Origin of the sequence: Sphingobium sp. 22B (assembly GCF_001580035.1) — a bacterium.
Lineage (GTDB): Bacteria > Pseudomonadota > Alphaproteobacteria > Sphingomonadales > Sphingomonadaceae > Sphingobium > Sphingobium fuliginis.
On sequence record NZ_LTAB01000027.1, the window covers coordinates 1 to 13698 of the forward strand.

The 13698-nt window shown below is 64.8% G+C and carries 17 protein-coding genes; 8 read left to right on the top strand and 9 right to left on the bottom strand.

Translation table 11 applies throughout. The annotated features are described in order from the left end of the window. Positions 1–211: 211 nt before the first annotated feature. Positions 212–1153 (top strand): IS110 family transposase, encoded by a 942-nt coding sequence (locus A0J57_RS19625; protein ID WP_061938920.1) that lies wholly within the window; start codon positions 212–214, stop codon positions 1151–1153. A gap of 124 nt (positions 1154–1277) precedes the next feature. Here the strand turns inward: A0J57_RS19625 and A0J57_RS19630 are convergent, their stop codons facing one another. Next, positions 1278–2045: a methyltransferase domain-containing protein gene (locus A0J57_RS19630; protein WP_061938922.1), complete on the bottom strand. Its 768-nt coding sequence runs from the start codon at positions 2043–2045 to the stop codon at positions 1278–1280. 61 nt (positions 2046–2106) lie between these two features. On the opposite strand from A0J57_RS19630, the gene A0J57_RS19635 reads away from it, so the two are divergent. The 3 genes from A0J57_RS19635 (at position 2107) to bfr (ending at position 4205) form a co-directional block, all read left to right on the top strand. Continuing rightward, positions 2107–3351, top strand: coding sequence for a DUF418 domain-containing protein (locus A0J57_RS19635; RefSeq protein ID WP_061938924.1), 1245 nt, complete (start codon positions 2107–2109; stop codon positions 3349–3351). Between the two features lie 53 nt (positions 3352–3404). Next, complete coding sequence (locus tag A0J57_RS25500; RefSeq protein WP_076605796.1) at positions 3405–3575, top strand: bacterioferritin-associated ferredoxin; 171 nt, start codon at positions 3405–3407, stop codon at positions 3573–3575. Between the two features lie 150 nt (positions 3576–3725). Continuing rightward, complete coding sequence (bfr, locus tag A0J57_RS19640; protein WP_025547881.1) at positions 3726–4205, top strand: bacterioferritin; 480 nt, start codon at positions 3726–3728, stop codon at positions 4203–4205. Between the two features lie 117 nt (positions 4206–4322). On the opposite strand, the gene A0J57_RS19645 is transcribed toward bfr, so the two are convergent. Further along, complete coding sequence (locus tag A0J57_RS19645; protein WP_061938926.1) at positions 4323–4730, bottom strand: (deoxy)nucleoside triphosphate pyrophosphohydrolase; 408 nt, start codon at positions 4728–4730, stop codon at positions 4323–4325. Positions 4731–4808: 78 nt separating this feature from the next. Between A0J57_RS19645 and A0J57_RS19650 the strand changes: the two genes are divergently transcribed. Together A0J57_RS19650 and A0J57_RS19655 are read left to right on the top strand one after the other, a co-directional pair. Further along, positions 4809–4994 (top strand): Flp family type IVb pilin, encoded by a 186-nt coding sequence (locus A0J57_RS19650; RefSeq protein WP_061938928.1) that lies wholly within the window; start codon positions 4809–4811, stop codon positions 4992–4994. Positions 4995–5132: 138 nt separating this feature from the next. Next, positions 5133–5297 carry a Flp family type IVb pilin gene (locus A0J57_RS19655; RefSeq protein ID WP_025772654.1) on the top strand — a complete coding sequence of 55 codons (165 nt, stop codon included), beginning with the start codon at positions 5133–5135 and terminating at the stop codon, positions 5295–5297. A gap of 66 nt (positions 5298–5363) precedes the next feature. Here the strand turns inward: A0J57_RS19655 and A0J57_RS19660 are convergent, their stop codons facing one another. From A0J57_RS19660 to A0J57_RS19680, 5 genes are all read right to left on the bottom strand, one after another. Next, complete coding sequence (locus A0J57_RS19660; protein WP_061938930.1) at positions 5364–6842, bottom strand: M48 family metalloprotease; 1479 nt, start codon at positions 6840–6842, stop codon at positions 5364–5366. Positions 6843–6921: 79 nt separating this feature from the next. Then, complete coding sequence (locus tag A0J57_RS19665; RefSeq protein ID WP_044661804.1) at positions 6922–7866, bottom strand: acetyl-CoA carboxylase carboxyltransferase subunit alpha; 945 nt, start codon at positions 7864–7866, stop codon at positions 6922–6924. 11 nt (positions 7867–7877) lie between these two features. Next, on the bottom strand, positions 7878–8795 hold the full coding sequence (locus A0J57_RS19670; protein WP_048576144.1) for a tyrosine recombinase: 918 nt from the start codon (positions 8793–8795) through the stop codon (positions 7878–7880). Further along, positions 8795–10609, bottom strand: coding sequence for a hypothetical protein (locus A0J57_RS19675; protein ID WP_061938932.1), 1815 nt, complete (start codon positions 10607–10609; stop codon positions 8795–8797). The genes A0J57_RS19670 and A0J57_RS19675 overlap by 1 nt, the downstream gene beginning before the upstream one ends. Positions 10610–10614: 5 nt before the next feature. Beyond that, positions 10615–10803, bottom strand: coding sequence for a hypothetical protein (locus A0J57_RS19680; RefSeq protein ID WP_044661801.1), 189 nt, complete (start codon positions 10801–10803; stop codon positions 10615–10617). A gap of 94 nt (positions 10804–10897) precedes the next feature. Here A0J57_RS19680 and A0J57_RS19685 point away from each other — a divergent pair, with 94 nt between their 5' ends. Together A0J57_RS19685 and aroB are read left to right on the top strand one after the other, a co-directional pair. Further along, a complete protein-coding gene (locus A0J57_RS19685) occupies positions 10898–11446 on the top strand; it encodes a shikimate kinase (protein ID WP_025547872.1) in 549 nt (182 codons plus the stop codon). After that, a complete protein-coding gene (gene aroB / locus A0J57_RS19690) occupies positions 11437–12549 on the top strand; it encodes a 3-dehydroquinate synthase (RefSeq protein ID WP_061938934.1) in 1113 nt (370 codons plus the stop codon). Before A0J57_RS19685 ends, aroB begins: the two co-directional genes overlap by 10 nt. Positions 12550–12802: 253 nt before the next feature. On the opposite strand, the gene rpmE is transcribed toward aroB, so the two are convergent. Beyond that, entirely contained in the window at positions 12803–13027 is a 225-nt protein-coding gene (gene rpmE / locus A0J57_RS19695) for a 50S ribosomal protein L31 (protein ID WP_007687040.1), read from the bottom strand. A 181-nt stretch (positions 13028–13208) separates the two neighbouring features. Beyond that, positions 13209–13691, bottom strand: coding sequence for a 3-hydroxyacyl-ACP dehydratase FabZ (gene fabZ, locus A0J57_RS19700; RefSeq protein WP_025547869.1), 483 nt, complete (start codon positions 13689–13691; stop codon positions 13209–13211). Positions 13692–13698: the final 7 nt, after the last annotated feature.

The following is a 13698-nucleotide window of genomic DNA, read 5'->3' on the forward strand; positions in this document are numbered from 1 at the left end:
CGCTTGTCTTATGACATTGCTGTCCGTTTGGGTCATGCTGGATTGCCCGGACCGGGGTGGCCACCCCGGTCCGGGCGGAAGGGGACGGATCGCGAAACCGCCGGTCGTTGAGGGACCGGGTTAGAGTAGGATCGCCCCTTTCTTTTCCTTCAGGCCCGAACGGATACCGGGGCTTTGCGGCCCGGATGACAAGCATGGGACAGCGGAAAAGATGAGCGACAATCTACCACAGACGATCGGTATCGACATCTCCAAAGCGAGCCTCGATTGCCATGCCCACCCCGCCGGCGCCGAGCGCCAGTTCGCCAACACCACAAAGGGCTACAAGGCGCTGATAGCCTGGTTGCAACAGTGGCCGATCGAACGGATCGCCTATGAGGCAACCGGCACTTACCATCGGGCGCTGGAGGCAGCGCTAACCGGCTGGCCCTGCGTAAAACTCAACCCCGAGCGCGCCCGGCGCTTCGCCCAGGCAACTGGCACGTTGGCCAAGACCGATCGCATCGATGCCATGCTGCTCGCTCGTATGGCTGCCACCTTGCAGCCAACCGTCAGACCGGCTCGAGATCCACAAGAGGCCCAAATGGCCGAACTCATCAATGCTCGCGACGGTCTGGTGCGCGATCGCACTGCGCTCAAGAACCGCGAGAAAAACCTTACGATCACCTTCCTCAAGCGCCAGTGCCGGCAGCGGCTCGAACAGATCGATCGGCATATCGAGGCTCTCGACGCCGAAATCGCCAACCTGATCGCTGCCGATGCCGCACTCGCCCGCCGGCACCAAATCCTGACCAGCATCGCTGGCGTGGGAACCCTGACCGCCAACCAGCTCATCGCCACCATGCCCGAACTCGGCAGCCTCGAGAACAAGCAGGCAGCATCCCTCGCCGGACTCGCCCCGATCGCGCGACAGTCCGGCCAGTGGAAAGGCAAAAGCTTCATACGCGGCGGACGCGCCAACGTGAGGCAGGCCCTCTACATGCCCGCCCTGGTCGCCGCCCGATACAACCCCGACCTCAAGGCCAAGTACCAGCAACTCGTTGCCGCCGGAAAGCCCGCCAAGATCGCCATCACAGCCGTCATGCGAAAGCTCGTCGTCACCGCAAACGCGCTGCTCAAGGCCGATCGATGCTGGTCGCAATCTCCCGCTTGATCATCACGGATACTCTANAGATCGCCATCACAGCCGTCATGCGAAAGCTCGTCGTCACCGCAAACGCGCTGCTCAAGGCCGATCGATGCTGGTCGCAATCTCCCGCTTGATCATCACGGATACTCTAACCGGCGCGCGTCACCCGGCCGAACAATATCTGATAGACGTCATCGCCGCCGTCCTCTTCGAAGGCCGCCATGACGCGGCGCAGGTCGCGGGGAGGAAGCGGCTTTCTCCCCTCGCTCGGCACCACGGCGCCGATGCCCTTGAGATGGGCGATCAAACCCTTTGCGCCGCCGCATGGCAGGGCATATTCCTCATCGAAGGCGAAGGCGTCCTCATAGGGCGCCAGCATGGACCGCAATGCGGGCAGCGAAGGATAGTCGGGAATGCCCGGCCTCAATCCGGCGGCCTCATGCGCCGAACGCCATCGGGCGAAGCTGCCCTGCCCCATGGTCGAGAAAAGCAGGCTGCCCCCCGGTCGCAGCAATCCCGCCAACCGTGCGATCGCGCTTTCCAGATCGTCGAACCATTGAAAGGCCAGGCTGGAAAGAATGAGGTCGAACCATTCGCCCTCGAAGATCGGCGCTTCCCCATCCATCGCCAGGAAAGTGCCCGCAACCAGTCCGCCCGTGGCGGCGCGGGCCAGCATGTCCGGCGACAGATCCGTCACCACCAGTTCGGCGCCCGGCCAGCGCGCCTGGATGTCGCGCGTCAGAAAACCCGTGCCGCAACCGATCTCCAATATCTGGCCGACCCCGCCGGGCCTCTGCCGCTGCGCAAGATCGGCCACCAGCGCGGCGGCCAGCCGCTGCGGCCCGGCATGATCGTCATAATGCCCCGCAGCCGCGCCGAAAGCGTCGCTTATTCGTTGCTTGCGGTGGCCGTTCATGGCTAGTCGCATTGACAGAGCCGCACTCTCTTTTCCAGCCTTTCAAGGACCGCGCCGACCGATGACCGCCCTTTCCGCCCGGATTCCCGCCATGGACGTTCTGCGCGGCTGCGCGGTCATGGGAATCCTCTGGATGAACATCGCGGCCTTCGCCCTGCCCGAACAGGCCTATTTCAACCCTGCGGCGGCGGGGCCGCTGTCGACAGGAGACATCGCCTTCTGGACCGTCAGCTTCCTGTTGGTGGACGGCAAGATGCGGGCGCTGTTCTCCATGCTGTTCGGCGCGTCGATGCTGCTGCTGATCGACCGGGAGGAAATGGCCGGACGCGACGGACGGCGGGCGCAGATGATCCGGGCCGGCTGGCTGTTCGTCTTCGGCCTCGCCCATTACCTGCTGCTGTGGTGGGGCGACATATTGATGATCTATGCGCTGGTCGGGCTGGCGGCGCTGCCATTCGCGCGCAGGGAGCCGCTGGCGCTCGTCAAATGGGCCTTTTTCTTCTTCCTGGCGCATTTCCTGATCTGCGCAGGCTTCATCGGCACGCTCTATGCCTGGGGCCATGCCGCCGCCGCACCCGATGCTCCCGGCCATGTCAGTGCGGGTTTCGCCGATTTCGTCGCTTCGCTTTCCGATCCGGACCACGCGGCCATCAGCGGCGAATATAGGGTCTATCGCGGCGGCTATGGCGGCATCCTCCTCCATCATGTCGCCCTGTTCGGCGGACAGTGGCTCACGACCCTGCCATTCGTCGCATTCGATACGCTGGGGTTCATGCTGCTGGGCATGGCGATGTTGAAGGGCGGTTTCCTCACCGGCCGATGGGAGGCGGAGCAATATTGGCGGACGGCGCGGCACTGCTTCCTGATCGGGCTGATTCCGATGGCGGCGCTGGGGGCGTGGATCGTTTCCAGCCGGTTCGCTCCGCTCACGGCATTGGGATCGGTATTGGCCTGGTCCTTCCCCTTCCGCATCCCGCTTGCTGTCGGGTGGGCGGCCCTGATCCTGTGGCTGTTCACGCGCCACCCTGCCGCATCGCTGACCGGGCGCATCGCGGCCGTCGGCCGACTGGCGCTCAGCAACTATCTGGGCAGCAGCCTCATCATGTGCGGGATCTTCTATGGCTGGGGACTGGAACTGTTCGGCCAGGTTCCGCACCATAGGCTGCCGCTGTTCGTGATCGCGGCATGGGCGACGATGCTGATCTGGTCGCCCCTCTGGCAACGCCGATTCGCCCTTGGCCCGGCGGAGTGGCTGTGGCGCAGCCTTGCCCGCGGCCAAACGCAAAAGATTCGCAACAGCGCCTGAATTCCTATTGCGACCTATTATCATCTGCGCTATCTCCCCTTCAGGAGATTTGCATGGTTGTCTGTGTCTGCAATGCCATCCGTGAAAAGGACCTGAAAGAGGTCGCCCGTGAAGGTTGCTCAACCCCTTGCAGCGCCTATGCGCGCCTTGGCCGGCGGCCGAAATGCGGCCAGTGCGTGCCCTTCGCCCGCACGATCATCGCGGCGGAGCGCGCCTCTATTTGAAGCCATTGCGAAGCAAGCGCATCGGATTGACGCGAACCTGACGCAATAGCGGAGCAGAAAATGGCGGATTTCTGCGGCTTTGCGGATTAACAAACGCAAGCCGAACGCTTATGATCCCGGCACTTTCCCTTACAGCCGGAGAAGAACGCCATGAAGGGCGACGCCAAGGTTATCGAATATCTGAACGAGGTGCTCAAGAACGAGCTGACCGCGATCAATCAATATTTCCTCCACTATCGCATGCTGAATCATTGGGGCATCGAGAAGCTGGCCAAGTTCGAATATGAAGAATCCATCGATGAGATGAAGCATGCGGACAAGCTGGCGGAGCGCATTCTATTCCTTGACGGCCTGCCCAACTTCCAGTTGCTCGGCCGGCTGAAGATCGGGGAAACGGTGGAAGAAATACTGAAAGCCGACCTCGAGTTGGAATATGAAGCCCTGCCGGTGCTGAAGGACGCCATCGCCTATTGCGAATCGATCCGTGACTATGTGAGCCGGGACCTGTTCCAGCATATCCTCGAAAGCGAGGAAGAGCATGTCGACACGCTGGAAACCCAGTTCGAGATGATCGAGCGCATGGGCATCCAGAACTATATCCAGCTGCAGAGCAAGGCTGCGGAAGAATAAGGGATCACGGGCGGGCGGGCCTATCCGGCATGCCTGCCCCGCCACTGACGCTTCGGATCAGCGGCGGGAATGACATTGTGCTCATGCGAAGACGGGAGCAGGCGTCATTCAGCCCATTTAAATCAGCGAATCGAGCAAACCGATCAGCGGCAGGTCGGCCGGCGGCATCTCCAGCGCATACATTTGCGCCGGCCTGACCCATTGCAGCGCGGTCGCATGACGCGCTTCCGCTATTCCTTGCCACTTGCGGCAGACATAAAGCAGCAGCAGCAGATGGCGGTCGCCCAGCGGCTCGCTCGCGAAGGTCGCGGGCGCCAGGCAGCTCGCATGGGTGCGAATGCCCAATTCCTCCTCCAGTTCCCGGATCAGCGCGGTTTCAGGCGCTTCCCCCGGCTCGACCTTGCCACCGGGAAACTCCCAGAGATGCGCCATCGGCTTGCCTGGCGGCCGCTGCTGCAACAGCACGCGGCCATCCGCGTTAACCAGGGCGGCCGCGACCACCAGCAGAGGAGAAATTATCGTCATAATGGTTCCGCTTGAGGGGTTTGTTAACTCTGCCCCTTTTACAAGGGCATCCGGGGCTGTGTGTAAATGGGGTGCGGCATGCGGGCATTATTCAAAAATTTCAGCTTCTGGAAGCTGATCTACTGCCAGCGCGGAGCGACGGCGGTGGAATATGGGTTGATCCTCGCCCTCATCTGCCTGGCCATCATCGGCGCCCTGTCGAACGTCGCCAACAAGACCATCGGCATGTGGAACAATGTCGCGACGGAAGTCCTGGCGCATTAACCATTTATGTCTGACACCTGCTGCGCTCCATTAAATCTTTATCAACCCGCACTCTCTACACCGTCCGAAGCTGACCTTCATTCCAAGCGGGGGGCGGCCGGGTAGTTAAACGTGAAATTTGACGCAAGGAGACTTCCAATGCAGTTCATCCGCAAGATGATGAAGAATGAAAAGGGTGCGACCGCCATTGAATATGGCCTGATCGCCGCGCTCATCGCCGTCGCCGCCATCGGCGCCATGACCAGCCTGGGCGGCAAGCTCACCAACACCTTCAACAAGGTGTCGAACAGCCTGACCAACTAAGCTTAGGCTTTAGTTTTAAAAAGGGCGACGGAAGCAATTCCGTCGCCCTTTTCATTGCGCCCAACTTCACCAGGTCACGATCTTGACCCGCTGCCCGGGACGCAGCACGCTATTCGCCGTCAGGGCGTTGATCGTCAGGAACCGGTCCAGCGGATAATCCGTATAGGCCATGCGCCTGGCCAGGGACTGGACGGTGTCGCCAGCCTTTACAGTCACGACATCGACCCGGCGAGGCTTGATCGCCGCCGCGTCCTGGGCCGAAAGACGTTGTACCGACTGCACCATGGTGGAAAAGGGACCGATCCCCTGCCCCGCCGCCGTCAGCAGCAGGAAATGATAGGCTTTCCCGCCGCCGAAATCATAAGCGAAAACCGTCGCATCCACCTGGCTGGACTGGGTGCTGGCGCGAACGGTGCGCCAGGCTGCGGGCAGGCCGTTGACGGTGGTGCGCCGCACCTCTCCGGCCGGAACGCCGCCATTGCCGCCGCCCAGCTTCGCGAACACTGAGTCGATATAGGCGGACAGATCACCCGAATAGGGTGCGGCGCTGAACTGCGCCTGGCCGCCCGACCCCACGACGCTGACGGCGCTCGCGCCATTTTCCATGCCGAAGCCCGATGGCGCGGTGAAGCTGACCCGCAAATCGGGATGGCGGAAGCGGCTGCCCTCGATCACGCCCTGTTTCGGATCGTCGCCATAGAGAACGCCGTTGAGGGCGTTCAGGAACGCGTCCCGGTTGCGGACCGTGCTGGTGGAGCCGCTGCCGGCTGCATTGCGTGACGCGCGGCCAACGCGCGAGGCGGGGTCGGGATGGGTGCTTGCCCATTCCGGCACCGAACGGGAGCTGCCGGCGACCCGGGCATCCAGGCTGCTCTGCGCCGCGAGCGAGGCCAGCATGGATGACAGGGCCTTGGGATCGTAACCGCCGGACGCAAGATAGCGGATACCCAGATCGTCCGCCTCATATTCCTGGCTGCGCGAGAATTTGAGCGTCAGCAACTGGCTGCCTTGTCCGATCCCCTTCTGCAACATGCCGGTGAGCGCCGAATCGCCCAGCAGAGCGCCCGTCAGCACCTGCAACAGGGTGCCGCCAATGGCGTTGCGCTGCGCCGCCTGCTGCCGCCTCTGGCCATGCTGCGCCGCGACATGGCCGATCTCATGACCGAGCACGCCGGCAAGCTCCGCCTCGTCGTTCATGAGCGCCATGAGCTGGCGCGTCACATAGACATAGCCGCCGGGAATGGCGAAGGCGTTGTTCACCGGCGAATTGAGCAGGGTGACGGTGAAGTCCCCCTGCGCATTGGACAGGCCGGACTGGACCGCGATGCGTCGACCCACGCCCTCCACATATTTCGCCTGCGGCCCGGCATAGGCGCCGCCAAATTCGTTGAGAAGCTGGGGATGCTGCTTGGCGCCCGCTTCCTTTTCCTGCGGACTGATCGACGAAACCGTACGAATCGCCCGCTGCTGGCCGTCTGCGGACGGCGCGCCGGCCAGGACGATCAGGCCCAGCCCGGCGACAGCCAGAGATGATGTTCGTTTCACGGCGCCTCCTGCTACCCCTGTTACCTTCGCGTAACGAGCAATAGCAGGCGGATGTTCCCCGAAACAGAGGATCGCGCGGTCAGACGCCGATCGCCAGAAACTTGTCGGCGCGATCGGTACGCAGCGCATCGCCGCCAAGACCCGAGAGCGAATCCAGTTCCTCCCCGATCGCCGCGCCCAGATTGGCGATGGCCTGCACCGGCTCGCGATGGGCGCCGCCGACCGGCTCCGGCACGATCCGGTCGATGACGCCAAGCGCCTTCAGATGCTGCGCCGTCACCTGCATGGCGGTCGCGGCGTCGCTCGCCTTTTCCGCCGTGCGCCAGAGGATGGAGGCGCAACCTTCGGGAGAGATCACCGAATAGACGGCATGTTCGAACATCAGCACGCGATTGGCCGCGGCCAGCGCCACCGCACCGCCGGAGCCGCCCTCACCCACCACGGCGGCCACCATCGGCACGCCCAGCGCCAGGCATTGTTCCGTCGAACGGGCGATCGCCTCCGCCTGACCGCGCTCCTCCGCCTGCACGCCGGGGAAAGCGCCCGACGTATCGACCAGCGTCACCACAGGCAGGCCGAAACGGTCGGCCAGCTGCATCAGGCGGATCGCCTTGCGATAGCCCTCCGGCTTGGCCATGCCGAAATTATGGCGGACGCGGCTTGCGGTATCGTCCCCCTTCTCATGGCCGATCACCATCACGCGCCGCTCGCCCAGCGTGGCGAAGCCGCCGATGATCGCCTGATCGTCGGCAAAGGCGCGGTCGCCGGCCAGGGGCATGAAATTGTCGAACATGCCCGCGACATAATCCTTGAAATGCGGACGGTCGGGATGGCGGGCGACCTGCGTCTTCTGCCAGGGCGACAACTTCGCATAGGTGTCGACCAGCATTTTGGAGGCGCGCTGCTCCAGCTTGTCGATCTCGCCGCTGATGTCGATGTCGCCCGCATTGGCGGTCGCGCGCAATTCGATGATGCGCGCTTCGAGTTCGGCAATCGGCTTTTCGAATTCGAGAAAACTAACCATGGCGCATGGCGTTAGGGCGCAGACGCTTCGCCGTCAACGCGCCGATGCGTCATGGAAGCCAGTGGATGGCGGCTGTTGACCAGTTCGACCAGCCTGCGGCTGTCGACATGGGTATAGATTTGCGTGGTGCCGATGTCGGCATGGCCCAGCATGGATTGCAGCGCGCGCAGGTCCGCCCCGCCTTCCAGCAAATGCGTGGCGAAGGCATGGCGCAGCACATGGGGGCTGACCCGATCCGGCGCGATGCCGGCAGCGGCGGCCAGCGCCTTCACCATCTGATAGAGGCGAATCCGGCTGACATGGCTCTTGCCCGACGGAAAGAGCCAGGGGCTGTCGGCCGGAACATGCGGCAGCCAGGCCGCCACGGCGGCGCGGGCGCGGTCTGAAATCGGCACCAGCCGCTCGCGCCCGCCCTTCCCCCTCAGGATCAGGAAGGGCCGATCGGATGCCAGGGCGCGGCGCGGCAGCGACACCAGTTCCGTCGCCCGCAGCCCCGATCCGTAAAGCAGCTCGATCAGCGCGGACAGCCGCAGGTCCAGCGGCGCGGGATGCTCGACAGCCAGCTTCGCCGCGATCAGGGCGAACAGGGATTCGACCTCGCCCGTCGAAAGGATCTTTGGCAGCGGCCGGCGGGTGACGGGACGCGGCAGGGCAGCGGCAGGATTGTCGGCGCGCAGCCCCTCCTCCTCCAGAAAGGCGTAGAAGGCGCGCAGGGCGGAAGACTTGCGGGCGACGGAAGAGGCCGCCAGTTCCGCCCAGGCCGTCGCCAGTTCCGCCAGGCCATCCTTGGTGGCGACCGCCAGGCCGCCGACAAGGTCCGCCGCCCCCTGCAGGTCCGCGCGATAGGCCAGCAGCGTGTTGCGCGAGGCACCCCGTTCGGCCGCCATCATTTCCAGAAAGCGGTCGATAAGCGCGGCATCCTCTCCCATCAGAGCCGCGTCATCGCCTCCGCGGCGATCATCCGGGCTTCGGGGTCCAGCCCGACCCGATGCAGTGCCGCGACGATGTGGTAGAGGTGGAAGGCCGGGAGCCGGTTCCAGTCGGCCGTCTGCATGCCGACCGCCGCCAGCAGCGCGACGCTGCCCTTCTCGCCCCGGCCGGCCGCCGCATCGATGGCGCGCGACCAGCGGCTGGCGGCAGCCAGATCGAAACCATGATCCTGCGCCAGCGCCGCACCGTCCTGCGCATTGAGTCGCGACAGTCCCGCCAGCGCGGCGATCAGCATCTGCGCCTTGTGGGGATCGGCATCCTTGGCGAAGGAGGAAACCCGTCCCGACCCGATCTCCACCACCGCGCTCGGCGCACCGACCGCCAGCAAGGCCCAAAGGTCGGCCGCGCCGTCACCGTCCGCCTGCGCCGCAAGCCGCGACCATTGCGCCGCGCTGCGGTCATAACCGGCGGTGAACATGGCCGCGACCAGATTGGCGGCATCGCGCGCGCTCATCTCCGAAACCGGCAGCGCCGCGGCCGCCCGCGCCGTCGCGATCAAGCCGACGAAATCCGGCCGCGCCTCATTCTGCCAAACTGTCCGCATCGCCTGGAGCCGCTCGTCCGTCCCCGATCCGGCATAGGCGGTGCGCAGCGCGTCCACCCGGTCGGCCGCATTGGCGGGCACGTCGCCGTCGGATTGCAACTGGCTGTAGAAGCCAACCAGCGCCTGCGAGGAAAAGACGCCGAGCCGAGCCGCCACCTCTGCGCCCGGCAGGCGACGAACGGCGGACAAGGCAGGCGCACGCGCTTCCCAGGCGCGGACATGGGGCCCGACCGTGGCATAGAGATCATCGGGTATCTCGACATTGAGCGCCGTCGCGAGGCCGAAACGCCAGGCCGTCAGCCGGTCCACCGCGTCCCATTCGATCTTCACCGACCTGCGGGCGTTGAATCCGGTGCCCACGACCTTTTCCGCCAGCCGATAGTCGATGCCGCGCACCACGCCCCGCCGTTGCGCCTGGTTGAGCGCCCCGCTGGCCGAACCCTGATCTCCTGAAAGCGCCGGGCATATGGCGCGTGTCATGTCCCAGCCCGGCTCCTTGCTGAACCGCAGCGCGCCCGCCGACAGCGGACACAGTCCCGCCGGATCGGCCGTCGCCAGATAGGTCTGCATGGCGATGGCATAGAGGCGGGGGGTGAACCGGTCGGAATCGACGCTCTGCACCAGCAGGCGGGCGCTGTCCGCCTCCCCCATGCGCAGCAGCAGCCAGGCGCGTTCGGCCACCCAATCGGCGCCGTCGATGTCGCGGGGCGTATCGGTCGCGGACAAGAGCGCCCGGCGCAGCAGGATCGACGCCCAGCGGGAGGTGATCGGCGCCCGCGTTTCCTTCATCAATGCGGCGAGGAACTGGCCCGACTGCGCGCCGAAGGCATTGGGAGCCAGCCCCCGCTGCTCCGGCGTCAACGGCCCAACGCGATCGAGTGAGCGATGGGCGTTTTCCGGCAGGTCGTATTTCTGCTTTTCGGCGGCCAGCTCCTCCTCGCTCATCGGTTCCGCCGCATTGTCCCCGGCCTCGTCCGTGATGGCGAAGCTGGGCGGCACGATGGGCGTGGCGGGCGTGGAGCCGACAGGCGGCGCGGGCGTGCCCGGTGCGGGGCGCGGCGGCTGCGTGCCGGATTGCGGCGCTTCGGGCGCATCGCCGAAGCCGGGCGGCAGGAGCGATTCGGGCGTCTCCTGCGCCACCACCGGCAGCGCCAGAGCGAGCGCAAGCGTGCCCAGCGCCCATTTCGCATTCACCCGCCGTTGCGCCATGCCGTTTACTGGCCCAGCTTTTCGGCGGGAATGACCTTTTCCACGCGGGCCTGCGGCTTTTCGCCGCCGCGCGACCAGAGCAGGGCGATAATCCCCGCCAGCACAAGGACCGCAATGATGGGGATGATCGGCAGGGACGTCTTGCGGCGCCGGGAGCTGCCCTCAAAACTGCTGTAGGAACGGTTGCGCTTCATGAGTCCTGTTCTGGCTGGCTATTCTGGCTGGGTCAAAGCTGAAGGAAAGTTGCGATTTGCCTTGTCGACGCGGGGATGTATAGCCCCGCTCGCCATGCAGCGAAACAGCAAATCCGCCAATGCGCAAGCGAAGCGCGGCCCCATCGTCCTGGTGGGCATGATGGGTGTGGGCAAATCGACCGTCGGGCGTCGGCTGGCGGCGCGGCTCGGCGTGGGCTTCGTCGATGCGGACGAGGAGATCGAAAAGGCCGCAGGCATGACGATCACCGAAATGTTCGAACGCTATGGCGAGGCCTATTTCCGCGATGGCGAACGGCGGGTGATCGCCCGGCTGATGGATGGGGAGCCCAAGGTCATCGCGACAGGCGGGGGCGCCTTCATGCAGGAGGAGACGCGGGCGCTGATCCTGGAGCATGCGCTGGCGATCTGGCTGAACGCCGACATCGACACGCTGGTCGACCGGGTGTCGCGGCGCGAGGGACGGCCGCTGCTGAAGGGCAAGGACCCGCGCGTCGTGCTGACCGAGCTGGCCGCGATCCGCAATCCGGTTTACGCACTCTGCCCCATTCATGTGAAAAGCGCCGCCGCGCCGCATGACGTGGCGGTCGACAGCATCATGGAGCAGCTTTCCCAATGGCCATAGTCCGCGTCGCGCTGGATTCGCGCAGCTACGACATTCTGATCGAACAGGGCGTGCTGGACCGGGCGGCAACGCATCTGGCAGGCTATGCGCGCAAGGGACGGCTGGTGGTGGTGACCGATCGGCATGTCGCCGCCGCGCAACTGCCCCGCCTGGAAGCAAGCCTGCGGGCCGCCAATGTGGCGGTCGAAGCGGTGGTCCTGCCACCGGGAGAGCAGACCAAGAGCTGGCGCCACCTTGAAGAGCTGCTCGATGCGCTGCTGGCGCTGGAGATAGAGCGCGGCGACCATGTGGTGGCGCTCGGTGGCGGGGTGATCGGCGATCTGGTGGGCTTTGCCGCCTCGATCCTGAAACGCGGCTGCCATTTCATCCAGGTGCCCACGACATTGCTGGCGCAGGTGGACAGTTCCGTCGGCGGAAAGACCGCGATCAATGCGAAGGCGGGCAAGAATCTGGTCGGCAGCTTTTACCAGCCCTCGCTGGTGCTGATCGATCCCTCGACGCTCGACACGCTGCCGGCGCGGGAGACGCGGGCCGGTTATGCCGAAGTGGTGAAATATGGCCTGATCGACGATCCCGCCTTTTTCGCCTGGTGCGAGGCGGAAGGGCACAGGCTGCTGTCCGGCGACGTCCAGGCGCGCGAATATGCCGTCGAGCGCAGCGTGGCCGCCAAGGCGGCCATTGTTGCCGATGACGAGCGGGAGACATCCGGACGGCGGGCCTTGCTGAACCTTGGCCATACCTTCGGCCATGCGCTGGAGGCGGATACCGGCTTTTCGGATCTTCTGCTCCATGGCGAGGGCGTCGCGGCGGGGATGGCTCTTGCCTTCCGCTATTCGGCGCGGCGCGGCCTGTGCCCGGCGGAGGATGCGGAGCGGGTGACGGCGCATCTGAAAGCCGTCGGCCTGCCGCACGACCTCGCCAGCGCGCATGTGAAGGCGGACGGCGCGGCGCTGGTCGCGCATATGCTGCACGACAAGAAGATGGCGGCAGGCACCCTGCCCTTCCTGCTGGCGCGGGGAATCGGGCAGACCTTCCTGTCGAAGGATATCGTGCTGGATGATGTCGCCGCGTTCCTGGACGAGGATCGCATGGCGGCGGGATGATGCCCGGGATGGCTGATAGGGATGGTCAGCCACCGTTAAGCCCCTTCCATTCAGGTTCAAACGAGGCATGTAACTCATTTGAAGGGTGGGGATGGGGAGTGCCCATAGGCTGAGACTGCACGTGAGGCACGCCCCTCTCCCCTGAAGAGGAGGGCAAGCGTCAATGTCCGCTTCTGGCGAAAAGCCGCCTCTACCAGCCAAATAAAAGGGCGCCCCAGGAGGCGCCCTTCCCTATGCTTCGCTTGAAGGCCGATTACTTCTTCAGCGTCAGGCCGCCGAAACGCTTGTTGAAGCGTGCCACCTGGCCGCCCTGCTCAAGCTGGCGGGTGCCGCCGGTCCAGGCCGGGTGCGACTTGGGATCGATGTCGAGCGCCAGCGTGTCGCCTTCCTTGCCCCAGGTCGAGCGGGTGCGGAACGTCGTGCCGTCGGTCATCTGGACGGTGATGAAGTGGTAATCGGGATGCGTATCGGCCTTCATGGGTCTGCTCCGTTCAGGGGCCGGTTTCCGACCGGCCATGGATGCGAAAATCTGCGAAGGCGCGCGGTTACATGGGAATGCGCGCAAAAGCAAGGGGAAGAACAGGCGGTTCCCTGTATCAGTCGACCCGTCATTCCGGCTTGGGAGGAAGTGGCGGGAAAGTCGGGATCACCGCCGCGTTTCAGTCCACCGGCGGGTCGGCAATCATCGCGACGAAACTGGCCTCGGCGCAGAGCTTGCCCTCGACCATCGCCTTGCCCGTGAACTTGCAGACGCGGCCGCGAATCTGGACCAGATCGACATGCAGGTCGAGCAGGCAGCCCGGTTCTACCGGATTGCGGAACTTCGCCCCGTCGATGCTCATGAAATAGACGAGCTTGCCCGAACCGCGAAGGTCCATGGTTTCGACCGTCAGCACGCCAGCGGCCTGCGCCATGGCTTCGACGATCAATACGCCGGGCATGATCGGCCGGCCGGGGAAATGCCCCTGGAAGAAATCCTCGTTGATCGACACCGCCTTGACCGCGTGAATCGTACTGTTCGGCACGAGCGAAATCACGCGGTCGACGAGCAGCATCGGATAACGGTGCGGCAGCGCCGCCATCACCCCACGAATATCGATGGGGCCGATGGCGGCGGCAGCATTGTCAGACTGAACCGTCATCAAGCGA

What these genes read in the sequence shown, in the direction of transcription:
- A0J57_RS19635 (WP_061938924.1), top strand. Translation starts at nt 2,107, where the DNA reads ATGACCGCCCTTTCCGCCCGGATTCCCGCCATGGACGTTCTGCGCGGC.
- A0J57_RS19655 (WP_025772654.1), top strand. Translation starts at nt 5,133, where the DNA reads ATGCAGTTCATCCGCAAGATGATGAAGAATGAAAAGGGTGCGACCGCC.
- fabZ (WP_025547869.1), bottom strand. Translation starts at nt 13,691, where the DNA reads ATGACGGTTCAGTCTGACAATGCTGCCGCCGCCATCGGCCCCATCGAT.
- bfr (WP_025547881.1), top strand. Translation starts at nt 3,726, where the DNA reads ATGAAGGGCGACGCCAAGGTTATCGAATATCTGAACGAGGTGCTCAAG.
- A0J57_RS19670 (WP_048576144.1), bottom strand. Translation starts at nt 8,795, where the DNA reads ATGGGAGAGGATGCCGCGCTTATCGACCGCTTTCTGGAAATGATGGCG.
- A0J57_RS19625 (WP_061938920.1), top strand. Translation starts at nt 212, where the DNA reads ATGAGCGACAATCTACCACAGACGATCGGTATCGACATCTCCAAAGCG.
- A0J57_RS19665 (WP_044661804.1), bottom strand. Translation starts at nt 7,866, where the DNA reads ATGGTTAGTTTTCTCGAATTCGAAAAGCCGATTGCCGAACTCGAAGCG.
- A0J57_RS19680 (WP_044661801.1), bottom strand. Translation starts at nt 10,803, where the DNA reads ATGAAGCGCAACCGTTCCTACAGCAGTTTTGAGGGCAGCTCCCGGCGC.
- rpmE (WP_007687040.1), bottom strand. Translation starts at nt 13,027, where the DNA reads ATGAAGGCCGATACGCATCCCGATTACCACTTCATCACCGTCCAGATG.
- A0J57_RS19675 (WP_061938932.1), bottom strand. Translation starts at nt 10,609, where the DNA reads ATGGCGCAACGGCGGGTGAATGCGAAATGGGCGCTGGGCACGCTTGCG.
- A0J57_RS19685 (WP_025547872.1), top strand. Translation starts at nt 10,898, where the DNA reads ATGCAGCGAAACAGCAAATCCGCCAATGCGCAAGCGAAGCGCGGCCCC.
- aroB (WP_061938934.1), top strand. Translation starts at nt 11,437, where the DNA reads ATGGCCATAGTCCGCGTCGCGCTGGATTCGCGCAGCTACGACATTCTG.
- A0J57_RS19630 (WP_061938922.1), bottom strand. Translation starts at nt 2,045, where the DNA reads ATGAACGGCCACCGCAAGCAACGAATAAGCGACGCTTTCGGCGCGGCT.
- A0J57_RS19645 (WP_061938926.1), bottom strand. Translation starts at nt 4,730, where the DNA reads ATGACGATAATTTCTCCTCTGCTGGTGGTCGCGGCCGCCCTGGTTAAC.
- A0J57_RS19650 (WP_061938928.1), top strand. Translation starts at nt 4,809, where the DNA reads ATGCGGGCATTATTCAAAAATTTCAGCTTCTGGAAGCTGATCTACTGC.
- A0J57_RS25500 (WP_076605796.1), top strand. Translation starts at nt 3,405, where the DNA reads ATGGTTGTCTGTGTCTGCAATGCCATCCGTGAAAAGGACCTGAAAGAG.